Here is a 15434-nt window from a genome sequence, read left to right on the forward strand (position 1 = left end):
AATATTTAAGTATAGGATTACTGGCCGGTTACCGGCATTAATTAAACTGTGAATTGCCTGGTTTGCATTCATGCTGGCATCGTATTTAATCGAATCAGGAAACAGACCGGAAACCATGGATTGAAGCGTTACTCCTTCAACCGGCTTTTTCCTGAACCTGACTGTTGTCACTACCGGGAGGAATAATGAAACAAGAGAGTCCTCGATTGGAAAACACCACACCCATCGAAGAAAAAACGACCCGCTCTCTTCTCGATCACCTCACCCGACTCAAACCAACCCGACTGGTCATTTTCACCTCTGTTTTTTTATCCTGCCTGTTACTTTCGCTCGGTTTCGTTTTTTTACAACCGGCAACTTATCAGAGCTATGCCACCCTGCTGACCGTTGCCAAAACAGCCATCGATCAGGCAAGCAGGGAAGCCGACATCCAGCATGTTGCCATTCAGAAACAGGTTCTCCTCGGTTCGGAACTGCTGACCGAAACGGCAGACCGTCTGCGGAAAGGCGACGATGCTGAAGCGGGAATCAATCTGACACCCGCTGCCATTCGCGACATGCTGGATGTCCGGCCGGTAGACGACACCAATCTGGTCGAAATGGTGGCTGAAGGGAATGAACCCGGGTTACTGCCACGCCTCATCAATACCTGGATCGACGTTTATCTGGATGCACGATCAGCAGAAATTGCCCGATCCAAAGGCTCGACGGTAGAAATGATGCAGGAGGAACTGGTTGCGCTGACCGAAAAGATTCAACAAAAGAGGCTCGAGCTCGAGCAATTCCGACAGCATAACGAAATCGTCTCGACCGAACGGCAGGACAATGAAGCACTGGCACGTCTCAAAGGACTGACTGATTCGCTGAATAAAGCCAGCGAAGAAGAAGTCAAGGCCAAAGCACGTCTCAACACCATCAGGAAATCGATCGAAAGGGGACAGATCGTCGTACCCAATGAAGATACACGCACACTGAGTGCGCTCGAGAGACGTGCACAGGAGTTACGAGAACAACTGGAAGAACTGGATCGGCAATACACCCGTGAATACATGGCTTTATCCCCTGATCTCAAAGTGATTCCGGACAAACTGCGAGCACTCGAAGATGAAATTCAGCACATCCGTCGGAAAGGTCAGACCGTAGTCGTCAGTGATGCCGAGCAGGAATATGCTGCTGCCCGGCAGGCTACCCGTTCAATCCAGGAACAACTCGACCAGCACAGAAAAAAAGCAGCTGAATTCACAGCCCGCTTCACCGAACATGATGCATTGAAATCCGATCTGGAAGAACTGGAGCAGCTCTACCGCGATACTCAGGCAAGACTGGCTCAGATCGAGACGCAACATACCGGAAAATACCCCTACGTCGATGTCATTGAACGTGCTTTCCTGCCCCATCACCCGATCGGACCGGATTACCTGTGGAATGCCATGATCGCGACACTGGCGTCTTTGTTGCTGGGCCTGACTGCGATCTGGATCCTTGAATTCCTGATGCACAAGGAGCAGGAAAAACTGGCAATCCATCTGTCCGGTATCCATCTTCACAATCAGGATAATTTGTCCCACAGTGCCTTCGATGTCCTGCCGTCGACATCAGTCAATCTGCCTCGGCAACCTGCTCAGGCACTCGAACATACCAGTATGAACGGGCTCACGCCACAGCAGATCGCCACCCTGTTTCAGACAGCGAACATCCGGGAAAAACAGCTGCTGCTCTTGCTGATGAGTGGTTTGACGCCGGATGAAATCACCCATTTGCAGCAGGATGACATCGATCTTGAACACAATTCACTCACGGTCAGAAGCGTGCCGGCCAGAACGATTCCTCTGCATCCTGTCCTGGCCGCGCTCTACGGTAAATACGGCCACTGTCTGATGGATCCTGCCGGGAATCGTTTGAGTCAGGAAGAGCTGGAAGCCTTACTGATCTGCCTGCAGATCGATGCCGATCTGTCAGCAGATAACCAGATTTCGGCTAAAATATTGCGCCAGACTTATATTCTCTATCTGGTAAGGCAAGGCATTCGCCTCGGTGATCTCGAATCGGTCACGGGTTATATCTCACCGACAGAACTGTCCGGTTACGGCACTTATGCTCCTGCAGGTACCAGATACCCGGTCGAATCAGTCAATCTGTTCTACCCGATCGATTACAAGCAGGATGTGTGACAGGCCTCATAACGTAATTCTATAACGCTGGATTTTTCAACAACGCATCGACCAGTCTTTTTTCGATCGAGCTGTACTGCCGGGTATCGTCCGTATGCAGTCCTGGTGATCTGCCCCAGGCTGGGTTCTGCCTGAGCATATCGATGATCTGCTGCCAGCCGTCCGGCAGCTCACCACGCTCCGGCTGCTGACTTACCTGATCGGTATGACAGGCAGCGTGCCCCCGGTTCATCAGTTTGTCCAGCAGTTGGCGCTGGCGCAGATACAGCAACTGCAAGGTGCTGTCATCTACACATAACCACCGGGTACCCCGGATTTTCGCCTGAATTTCCTTGCCGTAACGTCTGAATGTAGACCAGCCGGTTCCGGCAAGTGCGCCCAGCATGCTGGCAGCCCCAAGACTCAATCCTCCTGTCATCAGATCGATTCCTGCTCCAGCAGCAGCCCCCTTGAGTGCCGCACTGCCGATATCCAGACCATAGGCTTTCAGTACACCGGGTGCAAACAGATCAAGCTGCCAGTAGCCATTCTGTACCGGGATCTTTTGCAGTTCGATATCCTTATCCGTGAAATTGAACATCTTCAGCAAATCAACCAGACAGTGCTGCTCTGCCTGACGGATGAAATCCTGCAATCTGATCGCTGCAGATGAAGTATCACCAGCCGAACTGCGTTCATCACCCGTATGCTCCCGGTAACACGCCGTAGTAATGATCAAGCCGGCAATCCGCCTGGCGGCAGACATGCAAAGCTGATTCCAGACTCTGGCACGGTGGTCGATCAGACGTTGCAGGCGGGTATAGTGCACTTCCAGCAGGCTTTGTATTTTCTGGTACAGACGCTTTTCCGCTTCAAAGGCAAATGCCACGGTATCCAGTTCAAGCGAGGCGTATATGTTGAACGCTGCCAGCTTTTTTCTCCACAGATCGAGCTCGGCCCGATGCGCCGCAGTAAAGTTGAATATCGGGATCATCGGCTTCATTGCCTTGCCGAGTATCTCGATTTCGATGAGATATTTTTCCAGCACCGGCTCACGCACGTCGATCACATATAACAGCACATCACTACGCAACACCTGCCGGATAACCTTGGCTTCCTGTTCCAGCGGATCGTTGAGAGGCGTCGCAGCAACAAATTTTTCCAGCAGTTCACTTTGCGTGCTGCGCTTGTTTCTGGTCGCAATCAGATGGAGTTTGTCCTGCAGTGCATAGACATCTTCGATTCCGGGTGTATCGTGCAAATTGAGCACCGCTTCACTTCCGGCAAAAATAGTAGCCCGTTCGACATGACGGGTCGTCCCCGCTGCATCATCCACTCGGCCAAAGCTGGTACTGCGCAGCAAAGTACGAATCAGCGAGGTTTTTCCGGTATTGGTATGGCCAACGACAGCAATCTCCAGCAGTGGTGCTTCCTGCATCGAGACTGTTCCGACAGATTTCATATCAGTATGCATCATCAGGAAAGGATATGTTCGGCTGGAATCGCACAGGTTTGTGCCAGCCGGTACCAGGCCTGTCTGCGTGATTCCGCCACCGGAATTGCAGGGCTGCTTTGCAACAATATCAACCAGATCTGACCGGATACCAGTGTTGCAAGCTCTCTTACCATCCGCTGCACTCCACGATCAGGCAACCGATGTGCCGCCACGCCAATGACTAACGCTCCTTTGGATTTTTTGAGCATTTCCGAGACCCGGGCAAATGTTTTCTGATCCGCCACATTTTCCTGGCAAACCAGTCCTTCCGGCCAGATGGCATGGCTGTCCAGTTCGACACCGATCACCAATGCATTTTCGGGAAAACGACGACTGTGTTTCGCACGGGTAATCGGCTCCAGCGATTCTTTTGCCATTCCGGGATCGCGGTCGATCACACTGGTCACGAATTCTTTTGCGATCAGACTCTGCCGCAGGGTGACGTAGTAAGGCAGGTATAAATCCAGTTTGTAGCGATACTCGGACAGCTTCAACATGAAAAAGGCAAGCAGCATCAGGATCAGCCGGGGCAGCAATCCATATACGATCAGTGCTCCCACCAGAAATTCCGCCCAGGCGCTTCTGATGACTGAATCCTGCACACCTGCCCCGATCCGGCTGGCTGCGATCTGCTGGCCGTCAGGAACAGCGAGGCCAATATGCTGCATGGGAACACCCAACAGACGAGTCAGCTCTGGCAGGCTGTTTTCCGGCAGTAATGTCGTCCCCCAGACGAAATCGTACTGTTTTGCCAGCATCAGCAGAATCAGCACGCCCATCCCTGCAAGCAGATAAACCAGCCAGAACTGATGAGTCAACATGCTGATTCGCCACCGGCCCACCCTGCCGGACAGGCAGGTTTCCCACCAGGCACGTGCAGCAAACGTACCAGTGGAGTCACTCTCTCTTTTCTTGAGCTGAAAAGGCAGCCAGCAGGCCAGTTGCGCAGCAATGCCCGAGCTCAACCCCTGAACACTCATCAAAATCCCGGCACACCACAGCAACATCGACAGGAAATTGAACCCAAGCAACACGACCAGCAACCAGTAAATATTCAGCGTCGAAGATTCGCTGGCTGCATTGACCGCGGCCAACCCTCCGAGAACCGCCGCCAGCAGCAGAATGATTCTGCTTGCACGTATGAACAGCTTCTCCGGCTGCTGGAGCACCTCGTCCAGATGATTGTCATGAACCAGATGATGAGCGCGATCCAGTAATCTTTCCAGAAAAGCAGCGTAACTGAAACCGGAAGCAGGGTACGCTTCCATACTCGCAATACCGGCGTAAGAAAGTGCCTGAGGCTGGCCGGTTTCAATATGCCGCAATTGTTCCAGTCGAACCAGATCATTGAAATCGTGGTTTTTTAATGCCATCACTATCGATATCTAAGCAGAAAAAATAAAAATGGAGATCACCTCGTCATAACCCGGGCGACCTGGAAAACCTGTCACCAGCCGATGAGGCAAGCAGCATAAACGGCCGGAATACGATAATGGAAAACGGTTATCTCACTCCGGAATATCGTAATACAACCTGATCCCCGTAAAAACTTGGAAAACCGTACAATCCACGCTCTATCGAACAAAACAGAGTATCCGCAAGAGGACAGTAAAGTCCGTTCATTTATTTCAGGAAGGATGTCATCAATGAAACCCGTCGCAATTCTCAGGTTTTTCCCGATCGAAGGGCCCGGCTATTTTGCCACATTTCTCAACCACCATCACATCCCCTGGCAACTGATCTGTCTGGATGAAGGAACGCTTCCGCCGGAAAATATGAACAAATACAGCGGCTTGGTATTGATGGGCGGGCCGATGAGCGTACATGATGATCTACCCTGGATCGGCCCGGTATTGTCACTCATCAGGCAAGCGACAAGTACCGATATTCCGGTACTGGGCCACTGCCTGGGCGGGCAGCTTTTATCAACCGCTCTGGGAGGTGTGGTAACAAACAATCCGGTCAAGGAACTGGGCTGGGGACGCGTAGATGTCACTTCTTCATCCATTGCGCGTGACTGGCTTGGCACTGATCTCACGGAATTCGATACCTTTCACTGGCACGGCGAAACTTTCAGCATACCGGCAAACGCAGTCAGGCTGCTATCCAGCCCTTACTGCCCCAATCAGGCCTTTGCCCTGGGGATTCACCTGGGCCTGCAGTGTCATATCGAAATGACCGCCGAGATGGTAAAAATATGGTGTGAGGCAAATGCTACCGAGCTGGTACAAAGCCGGGAAAGTCCCGCTGTCAGCAGCAGTGAAGAGATTCAGGCGAATCTCGATGACCGCATTGCTGCACTGCAATCAATCGCAGATCGCCTGTACAAGAAATGGATTAAGGCATTGAAAAACTGATGGTCGCCACCAACACGCGACCATCGGCCCAAGGCATGTTCATGGTTCGTACCGGTTCAGATGGCGATCTCGGCTCGCATTTTCTTCATGGCTTTTGCTTCGATCTGACGCACACGCTCAGCAGAAACGCCCAGCTCATCAGCCAGCTCATGCAAGGTGGCAGCCTTGTCTTCCCGCAGCCAGCGTGCCTCGATGATACGACGGCTGCGTTCATCCAGACTGTCCAGCGAATTTTTCAGCCGGGCGTGTGTCAGTCGCTCCAACTGCTCTTTTTCCAGCTCCCTGGAGGGATCCGATCCATCCGTCAGCCAGGCAATCGGGCTGAAATCATCTTCATCACTGTTCGTCACCGGTTCCAGTGAAATATCCCGGCCGCTGAAACGTGTTTCCATTTCGACGACTTCCTCAGCTTTGACACCCAACTGTTCTGCCATCGAAGCCACTTCAGCCTGGCTCATCGTATCCAGCCCTTTCTTCATGCTGCGCAGATTGAAAAAAAGCTTTCTCTGCTGTTTGGTCGTGGCGATCTTGACCAGCCGCCAGTTACGCATGATGAATTCATGAATTTCCGCCCTGATCCAGTGAATCGCAAAGGAAATCAGCCGAACACCCCGTTCAGGGTCAAACCGTCTGACAGCCTTCATCAGGCCGATATTACCCTCCTGTATCAAGTCAGCATGCGGCAGCCCATATCCCAGATAACCGCGTGCAATGGTAACCACCACGCGTAAATGGGAAAGCACCAGCTGATGCGCTGCATTGACGTCACCCTCTTCTCGCATACGTTTAGCCAGGGAAGCTTCCTCTTCCCGGGATAAGACAGGAAAGCTGCTGGTCGCACGAATATAGCTGTCCAGATCACCGCCTGCCATCACCGGTAAAGCCATAATCTCATTCATGATTTTCTCCATTGATTTTCAGAATGTACTTGCGTGATTTGAAGCGAATAGACATATCCTAGCACTCTTAGTTCATGAGTGCTAATTTTAAGAGTGCCGAAGAACCTATTCAAAGTCTTTTGAGTAGCAGGATCAAGAATGCCAGATGAATAAATTGCAGGCTGGCGCTGAGCAACCGCTCGCAGTTCTTCCACAGTCGTCGGTTCAGGCAAAGCTACGCTCGACAATCCAGCACTAGGCATAACCCTGAAGGTGCGAGTTCGCTGTGTCCGGTTATCTGTGCCGTGTTCGCCCAGAATTTCGTTCATACCCTGCGTAAACGGTGATCCACGTAACCAAGGCTTTGCATCCGTCTAAGTCCGGATTTACAGCAGCACAGAGCCTACAAAGCCCTCTTATGATCTGTTACTCCGACCATGGCATCATGAGACAACTGCTGTAACTTTAAAGTTATAAAAAAATATACGGATTGAATAGTCATTAACGATAGCTTTAAAATAGATTCGAACTGGCGTGACAAACACTTTTGCTAAAAATACTAAAAAGGAAGTTTATGCGTACGGTATTCTTAATATTGATAATGATTATTATATCCGGGTGTGCGATCAAACCGAAATATGCAGTTCAAACAGCAACTGGATTGGAAGTTGGATTGAGTAAGGATACAAACAAGACTTTCAAGCTTATAGACAAGAATAATCGTATTGTTGCGCAGGCCGATGCCAAAGAAAAAAAATTAATCTTCTCTCTGCCTATTCATACTCTACCAAACATTTGTTACACCATTATCAATGACGAAGGGGAGTATTTGTATGATCCGAACACTGGCTTTAAGATAACATCGATCTATGATTACAACCAAAAAATAACACAACTAAATGATTCTCAGCGAGAACATGCAAAATGTGTTCAAAATGAAAACAATTACACTACTAATATTCGTATAGCACGGGCCAATCTTGATAACAATGAACTTTTTAACGGACAAACCTGTAATTTACCTCCGCAAAGGGATATTCCATCTTTTCCAGAAACTATTTGTGGGAACTACTTACAATGCCAAGAATTAGCGAATGACTTGTGTATAAAGAATTTAATTGATGCGGAATCTTGTGGATTAGCTTTGTTAAAAACAGAAATACACAGTTCTATCACTAGTGTGAGTTGTGGTGTGCTTCTAGCATCACTTAATGGCGAGAAATACGGGATAGGAATGGGTGTACAAGATGCGATTACTGGATATCTTGACGAACGTACTAAAAATTTGATTAAAACTGGTGAGTACGGAGAAGCACTCGCTACTGGTTTAATCAGGATCGGAATTACATATTTCCGAACAGAAAGCTGTAAAGAGAATTTTGCTAAAGCAGCTTATGCCCCAATTGAGAACTGGCTGCAAACAAAAGACTATATTGAAAAAGAACCCTATATTGAACAAAACAAATGTAATATGCTTATACAGGAATATAATTTGTTTTTTGAAAAGTTAAACGATAGTACATTATGCTTACAAGATTTAGGAAAAAAGATAGTTTTTTTATCAGAATCTGTCCAAAAAGCAAAGGTTGCCACCTCTGCTCCAGAAGCATGTAGTTTTAAGTAATATGGAATAGTAAACGTATTGTAATAACCCAGCATTTTCTGCATAGGTTAAGCCACTAATATGTGTAGTAGTTCAGATTTGATCTGATAAGAAGATCTTGCCAAGAGGTAGGATTACCCGGTTTGATAGAGGTGCGAATCTTTATCAACAAAACACGAAATGTACATCACGCTGTGTTTATCGAGTTTCTTGTAGGTGCGGCGGCGTACCGCCACCCGCCAAATAACCTTATGGCCCTCATGCTCGGGATGCTTTTCAACACCAGTGTAGTAGCCAGAGCATCAGCACAGACGATCATGCAGTAACTGGTCGACCTAAGTAACATCCGCCACGTTGGCCGCCGTCCCTACCATGCTGTGCACTAGGCCAGATTCCTCATCCACGCCAATGTGGGCCCTTCATGCCGAAGTAATACTGGTTTCCCTTCTTGGTCTGGTGCATCTCTGGGTCGCGCTTGCCGTCCTAGTTCTTGGTCGAACTGGGCGCGTGGATCAACGTGGCATCGACGATGGTGCTCTGACGCAGTGACAGACCACGATCCCATTGATCACACCAAGGATGCCGGCTGCCAGTTCATGTTTTCCCAGCAGATGACGAAAATTGAGAATGGTGGTTTCGTCGGAAATCCACTCCAAACCAAGCCCGACAAACTAGCGCAGGATGGGGTCTCGTACAACGTCCCCCATCGCTGGATCGCTGTAGCCGAACCAGTTCTGCATCAGGTGTACACGCAACATCGCCAGCAATAGATATGCTGGACACCCCCTTTACCTTTCGGGTAGTGCGGCTCAACCAAAGCAATCGAACCCCTCCACGGCACTACCTAATCCATTTCGATCAGAAACAACTCCTTACAGGTCTGTTTGCGTTTAACGGCATACTTGGTAAAGGTCATCTACTTCATTGAAATACTCAGTGGGGTAAATCCTGACATTTTGCCAAAATCTGAGAACCTTCTTCAGAATTTCCTTATATAGCGTAGTCACAAGATATCAGCCCAGAGGGCGATACATCTAATTTGCACGGCAGCAAGGAAAGAAGAGGTGTTTTTGGCGTATCTTGTAGCGATGCCACGCCATCTTTTGAGATGAAGAAAAGCATTTTCGACGAGATGCCTCAGCTTATACAGTTCTTTATCGTAAGGTCTTTGTATTTTTCGATTCTTTTTTGGCGGGATAACAGCCTCCATTCCCTGTTTTTCCGCCTGTTCAACAATGGCATTACTGTCATAGCCACGATCTGCCAGCAGATGATCTGCATCAATCCCTTCGATCAGGCGGCCAGCCTGCGTGCAATCAGCAGTGGTACCTTGTGTAACAAGGATTCTGACCGGCATACCATGCGCATCCACGGCCAGATGTATCTTGGTGTTGAGCCCCCTTTTGTCCGATTCATATCCTGATTACCTCCTCTGGCTCCACTGGCGTGTGGATGAACTTTACAGTGACTGGCATCCATTATCAGCCATTCATAATCTGGATCATCAATCAGGATTTCCAGCAATTTTTCCCAGATACCTTTGTCACGCCAGCGAATGAAACGGCGATGAGTATTGCTCCAACCCCCGTAGTCCGGCGGTAAATCCCTCCATGGGGCTCCTGTCCGTATAATCCAGAAAACAGCATTGATAAACTGACGATTATCTGTGGCTACCCCTCCCCATGCCCCTTCTCGGCCTGGTAAATGCCCCTCAAGTAGCGACCATATCCTATCTGAAATATCATGCCTGCGATGTGAATGTGTCATGCGAGTCCCTTTAATTTCTTAAAAGGATCTCATATTTCTTATCTCATGACTACACTATCTAGGGAGCCTCTAATACCTCCCTTTCATCGCATATTCACATTGCTACACGATCAAAACAATCTCTCATATATTAAATTCAGATAAAGAAATCATTATTTATTATTTTTATAAATAAGAGATTGTTGTTATCTTTGCTTCGCTCGAACGACGTCGAGAGCCATAAACCAATAAACCTACAACTATAAAACAGAGGCATAAATGAAACACCGTACATGGATATGGCTTTATCTGATTACTCTCCCGTCGCTGACAAACATGGTTCATGCAAAAGAAACGCTTCCAGACAACCAGAATGGCCAGACAACAGCAGTCGATTCCGGATCTGCGGCATCAAAAAAAGTGATTATACAAACTGCAGCCAACCAGCAAGCTGAATCGACCAAACCAACATTCATTGCTGGTGACGTACCCTCCAGTTTTTACCAGCGCGCGCGCAGCTACAGCACTCACCCGGAGTCCGATCCCCCCCGTTATGTGCGTACTCTGTCCAAAACGGGGATCGACGCTTTCAAAAATCTTTACTGGCTGGATGTCGGGTTGGATTACCGCGTACGTTATGAACATCGCCACAATGATATCCGGCGCTCACGTATCACCACGGATGACCCTGTTCTCCTGCGAACACGGGCTTATCTGGGTATCAAAGAAATCCTGGATCCTCTGCGCTTCGTCGTCGAATTTGAAGATGCACGCCGCTATAACGGTAAATTCCCTAAAGATAACCGCGACTGGAATGAATTCGAACTGATCCAGACCTATGGAGAGCTCTATTTCAAGGATGCGCTGGGGCGTGATGATCTTGGCAATCATCGCCCCATCAGAATCCGGGGTGGTCGCATGGCATGGGAAACACTGGATCGGCGCTTACTGGGTAGTAATCAATGGCGCAACACTACCAATAATTTTGAAGGTTTCCGCGTTACACTCGGCCAGGAATCGAATGACTGGGAGTTCGATGCATGGGGCGTGCAACCGGTCATAAGGCTGATAGACAAATTTGACCGGCGCGACAAAGGCCAGTGGTTTTATGGCGCAATCGGACATTTTCGTCAATGGTCAAAAATAATCACCTTCCAACCCTACTATATGGGGTTGATACAGGATGACGATGGTGGAACACGAGTCAAACGTGAAATCCACTCTCCTGCCATACGAGCCTACGGTGTTGTGCCCAACACTGAAATCGATTTCGATCTCGGTGCCATTTATCAGTTTGGCCGCGACGGCGGACAGAAAAAATCAGCACATGCCTATCTGCTCGAATTCGGCTATACCTTCCAGCAGGCTGCCTGGAAGCCCCGCGTCAGTGCCTTTTACGGCTATGTAAGTGGTGATCGGGATCCTAACGATCGCACAAACAACCGTTTTGAAAGATTCTTCGGTTTTGCACGCCCCTGGTCGGCTGATGACAACATCGTCATGGAAAACATCCAGGCACCAAAAATCAAAGTAGAGTTCCAGCCACACCCGGATTTACAAATCGATGGGGGCTATAACAGCTTCTGGCTCGCCAGTAAAACCGATCGTTTCAACAACCTTCTCAATGGTAGTGGAAACAACCGTGATCGCAGCGGTAACAGCGGAAGCTTTCTCGGGCATTCAGCCGATATTCGCGCCCGTTACAAGCTGACACCTCATATCAGTACCACACTGGGCTATTCGCACTGGTTCAACGGTGGATTCGTAAAAAACCGGCAACTGGCGGAACTGGGAGAAACCACTGCCGGGACGGATTTTTTCTATGTAGAAGTCGCTGTCAGTGCATTCAAATAACGTCAACTTATCTATGAAAGGAAATCAAATGAAATTCAATACATGGTTGTCAGTCGGTTTATTGATGTTCGTTGTGGCAAGTTCCAGCCAGGCGCTTGCTGACCGGACCATTCTCAACGTTTCCTATGATCCGACACGCGAGCTGTATGAGGAATATAACCGCGAGTTCATCCGCTACTGGCAGGAAAAAACCGGAGAAAAAATCACTGTCAAACAGTCTCATGGCGGTTCCGGCAAACAGGCACGCGCAATCATCGACGGTGTGCCTGCAGATGTAGTGACACTTGCCCTTGCTCACGACATCGATGCCATCAGCGAACAATCCGGACTGATTCCGGCCGAGTGGCAGAAACGCTTATCCAACAACAGTTCGCCCTATCTCTCGACGATCGTCCTGCTGGTACGCAAAGACAATCCCAAAGGAATCAGGGACTGGGATGATCTGATCAAACCGGGTGTCGCCGTCATCACCCCCAATCCGAAAACATCGGGTGGTGCGCGCTGGAATTATCTGGCAGCGTGGGGTTTTGCACTGAAAAAATACGATGGTGATGAAGCAAAAGCACAGGAGTTCCTCACCCGACTTTATAAGAATGTCTCGATACTCGATTCAGGGGCACGTGGATCAACCATCAATTTCATCCAGCGCGGCATAGGAGATGTTCTGATTTCCTGGGAAAACGAAGCATTCCTGGCACTCAAGGAATATGGCCCAGAGCAATTCGAAATCATTATTCCCTCGATCAGCATTCTTGCCGAACCCCCTGTCGCTGTGGTCGACAAGAACGCTGACAAACATGGCGTGCGTAATATTGCCCAGGCCTACCTCGAATACCTGTACGGCAAAAAAGGGCAGGAAATTGCAGCACGCAACTTCTATCGGCCGAGCGATCCGGAAATCGCCAAGAAATATGCGCATCAGTTCCCGGCAATCAATCTGTTTACGATCAATGAAGTATTTGGCGGCTGGCCGCAAGCCCAGAGCATCCACTTCAAGGATGGTGGCCTGTTCGACAAAATCTATGTCAATCAATGATCGATTCTGTACCGGCACATTGATTGCTCATAACCTCAAACTCGAAAAGAACCAGAAATGACAGTACTGATAGTGGGTGGAGATTACATTGCGTCTCTCAAACAGAAAATCACGGCACACGGCTATTCCCGTATCGAACACTGGAATGGCCGTAAAAAAGGGTTCAACAAACGGGCATTGCCAGGCAGAACGGAACTGGTCGTGATCATCTATGACTACGTCAGCCACAACCTCGCCAATTCAGTGAAAGACCAGGCCAGCCGCATCGGTATCCCGATGATTTTCTGCCGCCGCTCCCTGTACGAAATCGACACGATTTTCGATGAGAAAAAAGCTGAAGAAAGTTGTTGCAACTTTGTATAAGTAATGAACAAGTCCAGTGAAGCAAGAAGTGCGCAGATCCCGTTGAAATGGATGAACGATTTACCCGCTTCTCTTGCTTCAATTCAGATAGCTTCTTTGCTGGAGTTACAAATGCTGCCATCAACGTTAAAAACACTGGTACACGGTGATTATATGATTCGTACGATAGAACGCATTATCACAAGCACCGGTTTTTCCTTACAACACTCTGATAATGGCGAGATTACTGGTCTTTTTTACCACTGCAAGTTATCAAGCGCTTATCAACCTGTTTTTGAAGCTGCCCGGAACAATATCATTGGACAAGAAGCTCGTATCCGCGCTGATTTAAATGGAAATGGGGAAATACAACTTTCTCCCTGGCATATATTCGCACTCGCCCCCGACGATGAACAGCTCATCAAGCTGGATCGCCTCTGCCGAACGATTCATGCCCTCAATTTTCTTGACAATATTACTAACAAACAGATGAAGCTGTTCGTCAGCGTACAGCCCCGTTTGCTGGAAAGTGTCAAGGATGATCATGGCAGCGCATTTGAGCAAATACTCGACACTATCGGGATACGTACCTCCAGAATCGTTATCGAGATCCCAGTTGAAGCCAATCGTGACTGGCGACTACTGAAACGCGTGATCATGAACTATCGTGCACACGGGTATCTGATCTCAGTCAATTACAGCGGTACCAATAATGACCGAATATCCGAACTTGGCAAGTTATATCCCAACGTCATACGTATTGATGCACGTGATCTGTTACGGCGCAGTGTACTGGATCCGTTGATAGTCACTGCTCATGATCAAGGAGCAGATGTTCTGGTAGGCAACATAGAAACTTCATATCAACTGACAGATGCAATACACGCAGGTGCAGATCTGCTACAGGGAAATTTCCTGGCCAGGCCCTCGCGTAAAGCCGACAGCATGCTGCCCCCCTTCTCCTGGCAGATACCAGACGAGAGGAATGGGTACAGATTCGATAATGAACCGCTGCAGGAAAATCAGCCTTACGGAAACATATAACCCATTCTATTTACGAGATATCGAATCATGTACCCGAAAACAGCCCTGCCTATAAAAACAGCGACAAACCACCTTGAAAGGAGTGCTTTCATGAATATAACGACTGCCAGGCCCTTTACCGTAATGGATGAGTTTGAATTGATCAAGGCCGCCACCGATTACTCGCTGGAACAGGATAAAAATGGCCGGATCAGTGGAAATTTCTACCATTGCAAACTGACCAGTGCCTTTCAGGTAATCCTTGATAGTCGTGAGAATAAAATAATCGGCCATGCAGCCTACATTCGCTCCGAATCACATGGTGAAATCTCGCTCTGGCCCTGGCAGGTATTTGCACTTGCCTCCAAAGATGAACAGTTGATCGATCTCGATCGCCTGTGCAGAGCAATCCACGCACTGAATTATTTCAAGAAAAACCCCGATACCCGCACCGGGCAGCTTTTTCTGAGTGTACATCCACGTCTGCTGAGCAGTATTCAGAATGAACACGGACGGACATTCAAGGATTTTCTGGATTTAACCGGAATCAGCACTTCCCGGGTCGTGATTGAAATACCTCCGGTCCTGAATCACGACTGGAAACTGCTGCAGAAACTGATCATCAACTACCGCTCATACGGTTATCAGGTGGCCATTAATTTCAGCAGTGCCCACGGGCACGGGTTACCGGGGACAGATGATCTCCATCCAGACATCCTGATCGTGCAGGCACACGAGCTACTGCACTATCAGAAGGATGACCCTTCCGCAGACAACCACGCCCGGGATGCCAGACCCCTCTTGCATGTCAGAAAAATCGAAACGCAAGCGCAGCTGACAGCAGCAAAACAGGCAGGTGCACATTATCTGCAGGGTAACTTTCTAGGAACGGCAGTATGACTCACGACAGGATCCCGGCAATCACCCGAAAGGATTTTTACAATCGAATG

At 48.9% G+C, this 15434-nt stretch carries 12 protein-coding genes and 2 pseudogenes; 8 read left to right on the forward strand and 6 right to left on the reverse strand.

Going from position 1 to position 15434, the window contains the following annotated elements; translation table 11 throughout:
* Positions 1 to 185: 185 nt before the first annotated feature.
* Positions 186 to 2171 carry an integrase gene (locus tag HRU73_RS06660; protein WP_287398187.1) on the forward strand — a complete coding sequence of 662 codons (1986 nt, stop codon included), beginning with the start codon at positions 186 to 188 and terminating at the stop codon, positions 2169 to 2171.
* Between the two features lie 19 nt (positions 2172 to 2190).
* Here HRU73_RS06660 and HRU73_RS06665 read toward each other — a convergent pair whose 3' ends face one another.
* Together HRU73_RS06665 and HRU73_RS06670 are read right to left on the reverse strand one after the other, a co-directional pair.
* Entirely contained in the window at positions 2191 to 3612 is a 1422-nt protein-coding gene (locus tag HRU73_RS06665) for a DUF3482 domain-containing protein (protein WP_276679036.1), read from the reverse strand.
* Positions 3613 to 3626: 14 nt separating this feature from the next.
* A complete protein-coding gene (locus HRU73_RS06670) occupies positions 3627 to 5018 on the reverse strand; it encodes a DUF2868 domain-containing protein (RefSeq protein ID WP_287398188.1) in 1392 nt (463 codons plus the stop codon).
* 273 nt (positions 5019 to 5291) lie between these two features.
* On the opposite strand from HRU73_RS06670, the gene HRU73_RS06675 reads away from it, so the two are divergent.
* Positions 5292 to 6002, forward strand: coding sequence for a type 1 glutamine amidotransferase (locus tag HRU73_RS06675; RefSeq protein WP_287398189.1), 711 nt, complete (start codon positions 5292 to 5294; stop codon positions 6000 to 6002).
* Between the two features lie 56 nt (positions 6003 to 6058).
* Here the strand turns inward: HRU73_RS06675 and rpoH are convergent, their stop codons facing one another.
* On the reverse strand, positions 6059 to 6901 hold the full coding sequence (gene rpoH / locus HRU73_RS06680; RefSeq protein WP_287398190.1) for an RNA polymerase sigma factor RpoH: 843 nt from the start codon (positions 6899 to 6901) through the stop codon (positions 6059 to 6061).
* 109 nt (positions 6902 to 7010) lie between these two features.
* Positions 7011 to 7310: pseudogene (locus HRU73_RS06685) on the reverse strand (IS5/IS1182 family transposase); the annotation flags it as partial.
* 144 nt (positions 7311 to 7454) lie between these two features.
* Here HRU73_RS06685 and HRU73_RS06690 point away from each other — a divergent pair.
* Positions 7455 to 8504, forward strand: coding sequence for a hypothetical protein (locus tag HRU73_RS06690; RefSeq protein WP_287398191.1), 1050 nt, complete (start codon positions 7455 to 7457; stop codon positions 8502 to 8504).
* A gap of 161 nt (positions 8505 to 8665) precedes the next feature.
* On the opposite strand, the pseudogene HRU73_RS06695 reads toward HRU73_RS06690, so the two are convergent.
* Both HRU73_RS06695 and HRU73_RS06700 read right to left on the reverse strand, forming a co-directional pair.
* A pseudogene (locus HRU73_RS06695) lies at positions 8666 to 9399 on the reverse strand (IS5 family transposase); the annotation flags it as partial.
* 87 nt (positions 9400 to 9486) lie between these two features.
* Positions 9487 to 10250 (reverse strand): IS5 family transposase gene (locus HRU73_RS06700; RefSeq protein WP_276678332.1). Its coding sequence is split into 2 segments (ribosomal slippage): positions 9487 to 9890 and positions 9890 to 10250, totalling 765 coding nucleotides; the frame shifts between segments, so codons are not numbered across the junction.
* Between the two features lie 258 nt (positions 10251 to 10508).
* Between HRU73_RS06700 and HRU73_RS06705 the strand changes: the two genes are divergently transcribed.
* The 5 genes from HRU73_RS06705 to HRU73_RS06725 all read left to right on the forward strand — a co-directional run bounded on the left by HRU73_RS06705 (position 10509) and on the right by HRU73_RS06725 (position 15384).
* On the forward strand, positions 10509 to 12083 hold the full coding sequence (locus HRU73_RS06705) for an alginate export family protein (protein WP_287398192.1): 1575 nt from the start codon (positions 10509 to 10511) through the stop codon (positions 12081 to 12083).
* A 28-nt stretch (positions 12084 to 12111) separates the two neighbouring features.
* Positions 12112 to 13119: a sulfate ABC transporter substrate-binding protein gene (locus HRU73_RS06710; protein WP_287398193.1), complete on the forward strand. Its 1008-nt coding sequence runs from the start codon at positions 12112 to 12114 to the stop codon at positions 13117 to 13119.
* A 57-nt stretch (positions 13120 to 13176) separates the two neighbouring features.
* A complete protein-coding gene (locus HRU73_RS06715; RefSeq protein ID WP_287398194.1) occupies positions 13177 to 13482 on the forward strand; it encodes a DUF2325 domain-containing protein in 306 nt (101 codons plus the stop codon).
* Between the two features lie 111 nt (positions 13483 to 13593).
* A complete protein-coding gene (locus tag HRU73_RS06720) occupies positions 13594 to 14505 on the forward strand; it encodes an EAL domain-containing protein (RefSeq protein WP_287398195.1) in 912 nt (303 codons plus the stop codon).
* A 90-nt stretch (positions 14506 to 14595) separates the two neighbouring features.
* Positions 14596 to 15384 carry an EAL domain-containing protein gene (locus HRU73_RS06725; RefSeq protein WP_287398196.1) on the forward strand — a complete coding sequence of 263 codons (789 nt, stop codon included), beginning with the start codon at positions 14596 to 14598 and terminating at the stop codon, positions 15382 to 15384.
* Positions 15385 to 15434: the final 50 nt, after the last annotated feature.

The organism is Nitrosomonas sp. H1_AOB3 (genome assembly GCF_015709435.1).
Taxonomy (GTDB): Bacteria; Pseudomonadota; Gammaproteobacteria; order Burkholderiales; family Nitrosomonadaceae; genus Nitrosomonas; species Nitrosomonas europaea.

Bases quoted from the DNA above. Each gene is read 5' to 3' on its own strand.
- HRU73_RS06720 (WP_287398195.1), top strand. From the start codon at position 13,594: ATGCTGCCATCAACGTTAAAAACACTGGTACACGGTGATTATATGATT.
- HRU73_RS06710 (WP_287398193.1), top strand. From the start codon at position 12,112: ATGAAATTCAATACATGGTTGTCAGTCGGTTTATTGATGTTCGTTGTG.
- HRU73_RS06705 (WP_287398192.1), top strand. From the start codon at position 10,509: ATGAAACACCGTACATGGATATGGCTTTATCTGATTACTCTCCCGTCG.
- HRU73_RS06665 (WP_276679036.1), bottom strand. From the start codon at position 3,612: ATGAAATCTGTCGGAACAGTCTCGATGCAGGAAGCACCACTGCTGGAG.
- HRU73_RS06660 (WP_287398187.1), top strand. From the start codon at position 186: ATGAAACAAGAGAGTCCTCGATTGGAAAACACCACACCCATCGAAGAA.
- HRU73_RS06675 (WP_287398189.1), top strand. From the start codon at position 5,292: ATGAAACCCGTCGCAATTCTCAGGTTTTTCCCGATCGAAGGGCCCGGC.
- HRU73_RS06670 (WP_287398188.1), bottom strand. From the start codon at position 5,018: ATGGCATTAAAAAACCACGATTTCAATGATCTGGTTCGACTGGAACAA.
- HRU73_RS06715 (WP_287398194.1), top strand. From the start codon at position 13,177: ATGACAGTACTGATAGTGGGTGGAGATTACATTGCGTCTCTCAAACAG.
- HRU73_RS06690 (WP_287398191.1), top strand. From the start codon at position 7,455: ATGCGTACGGTATTCTTAATATTGATAATGATTATTATATCCGGGTGT.
- rpoH (WP_287398190.1), bottom strand. From the start codon at position 6,901: ATGAATGAGATTATGGCTTTACCGGTGATGGCAGGCGGTGATCTGGAC.
- HRU73_RS06725 (WP_287398196.1), top strand. From the start codon at position 14,596: ATGAATATAACGACTGCCAGGCCCTTTACCGTAATGGATGAGTTTGAA.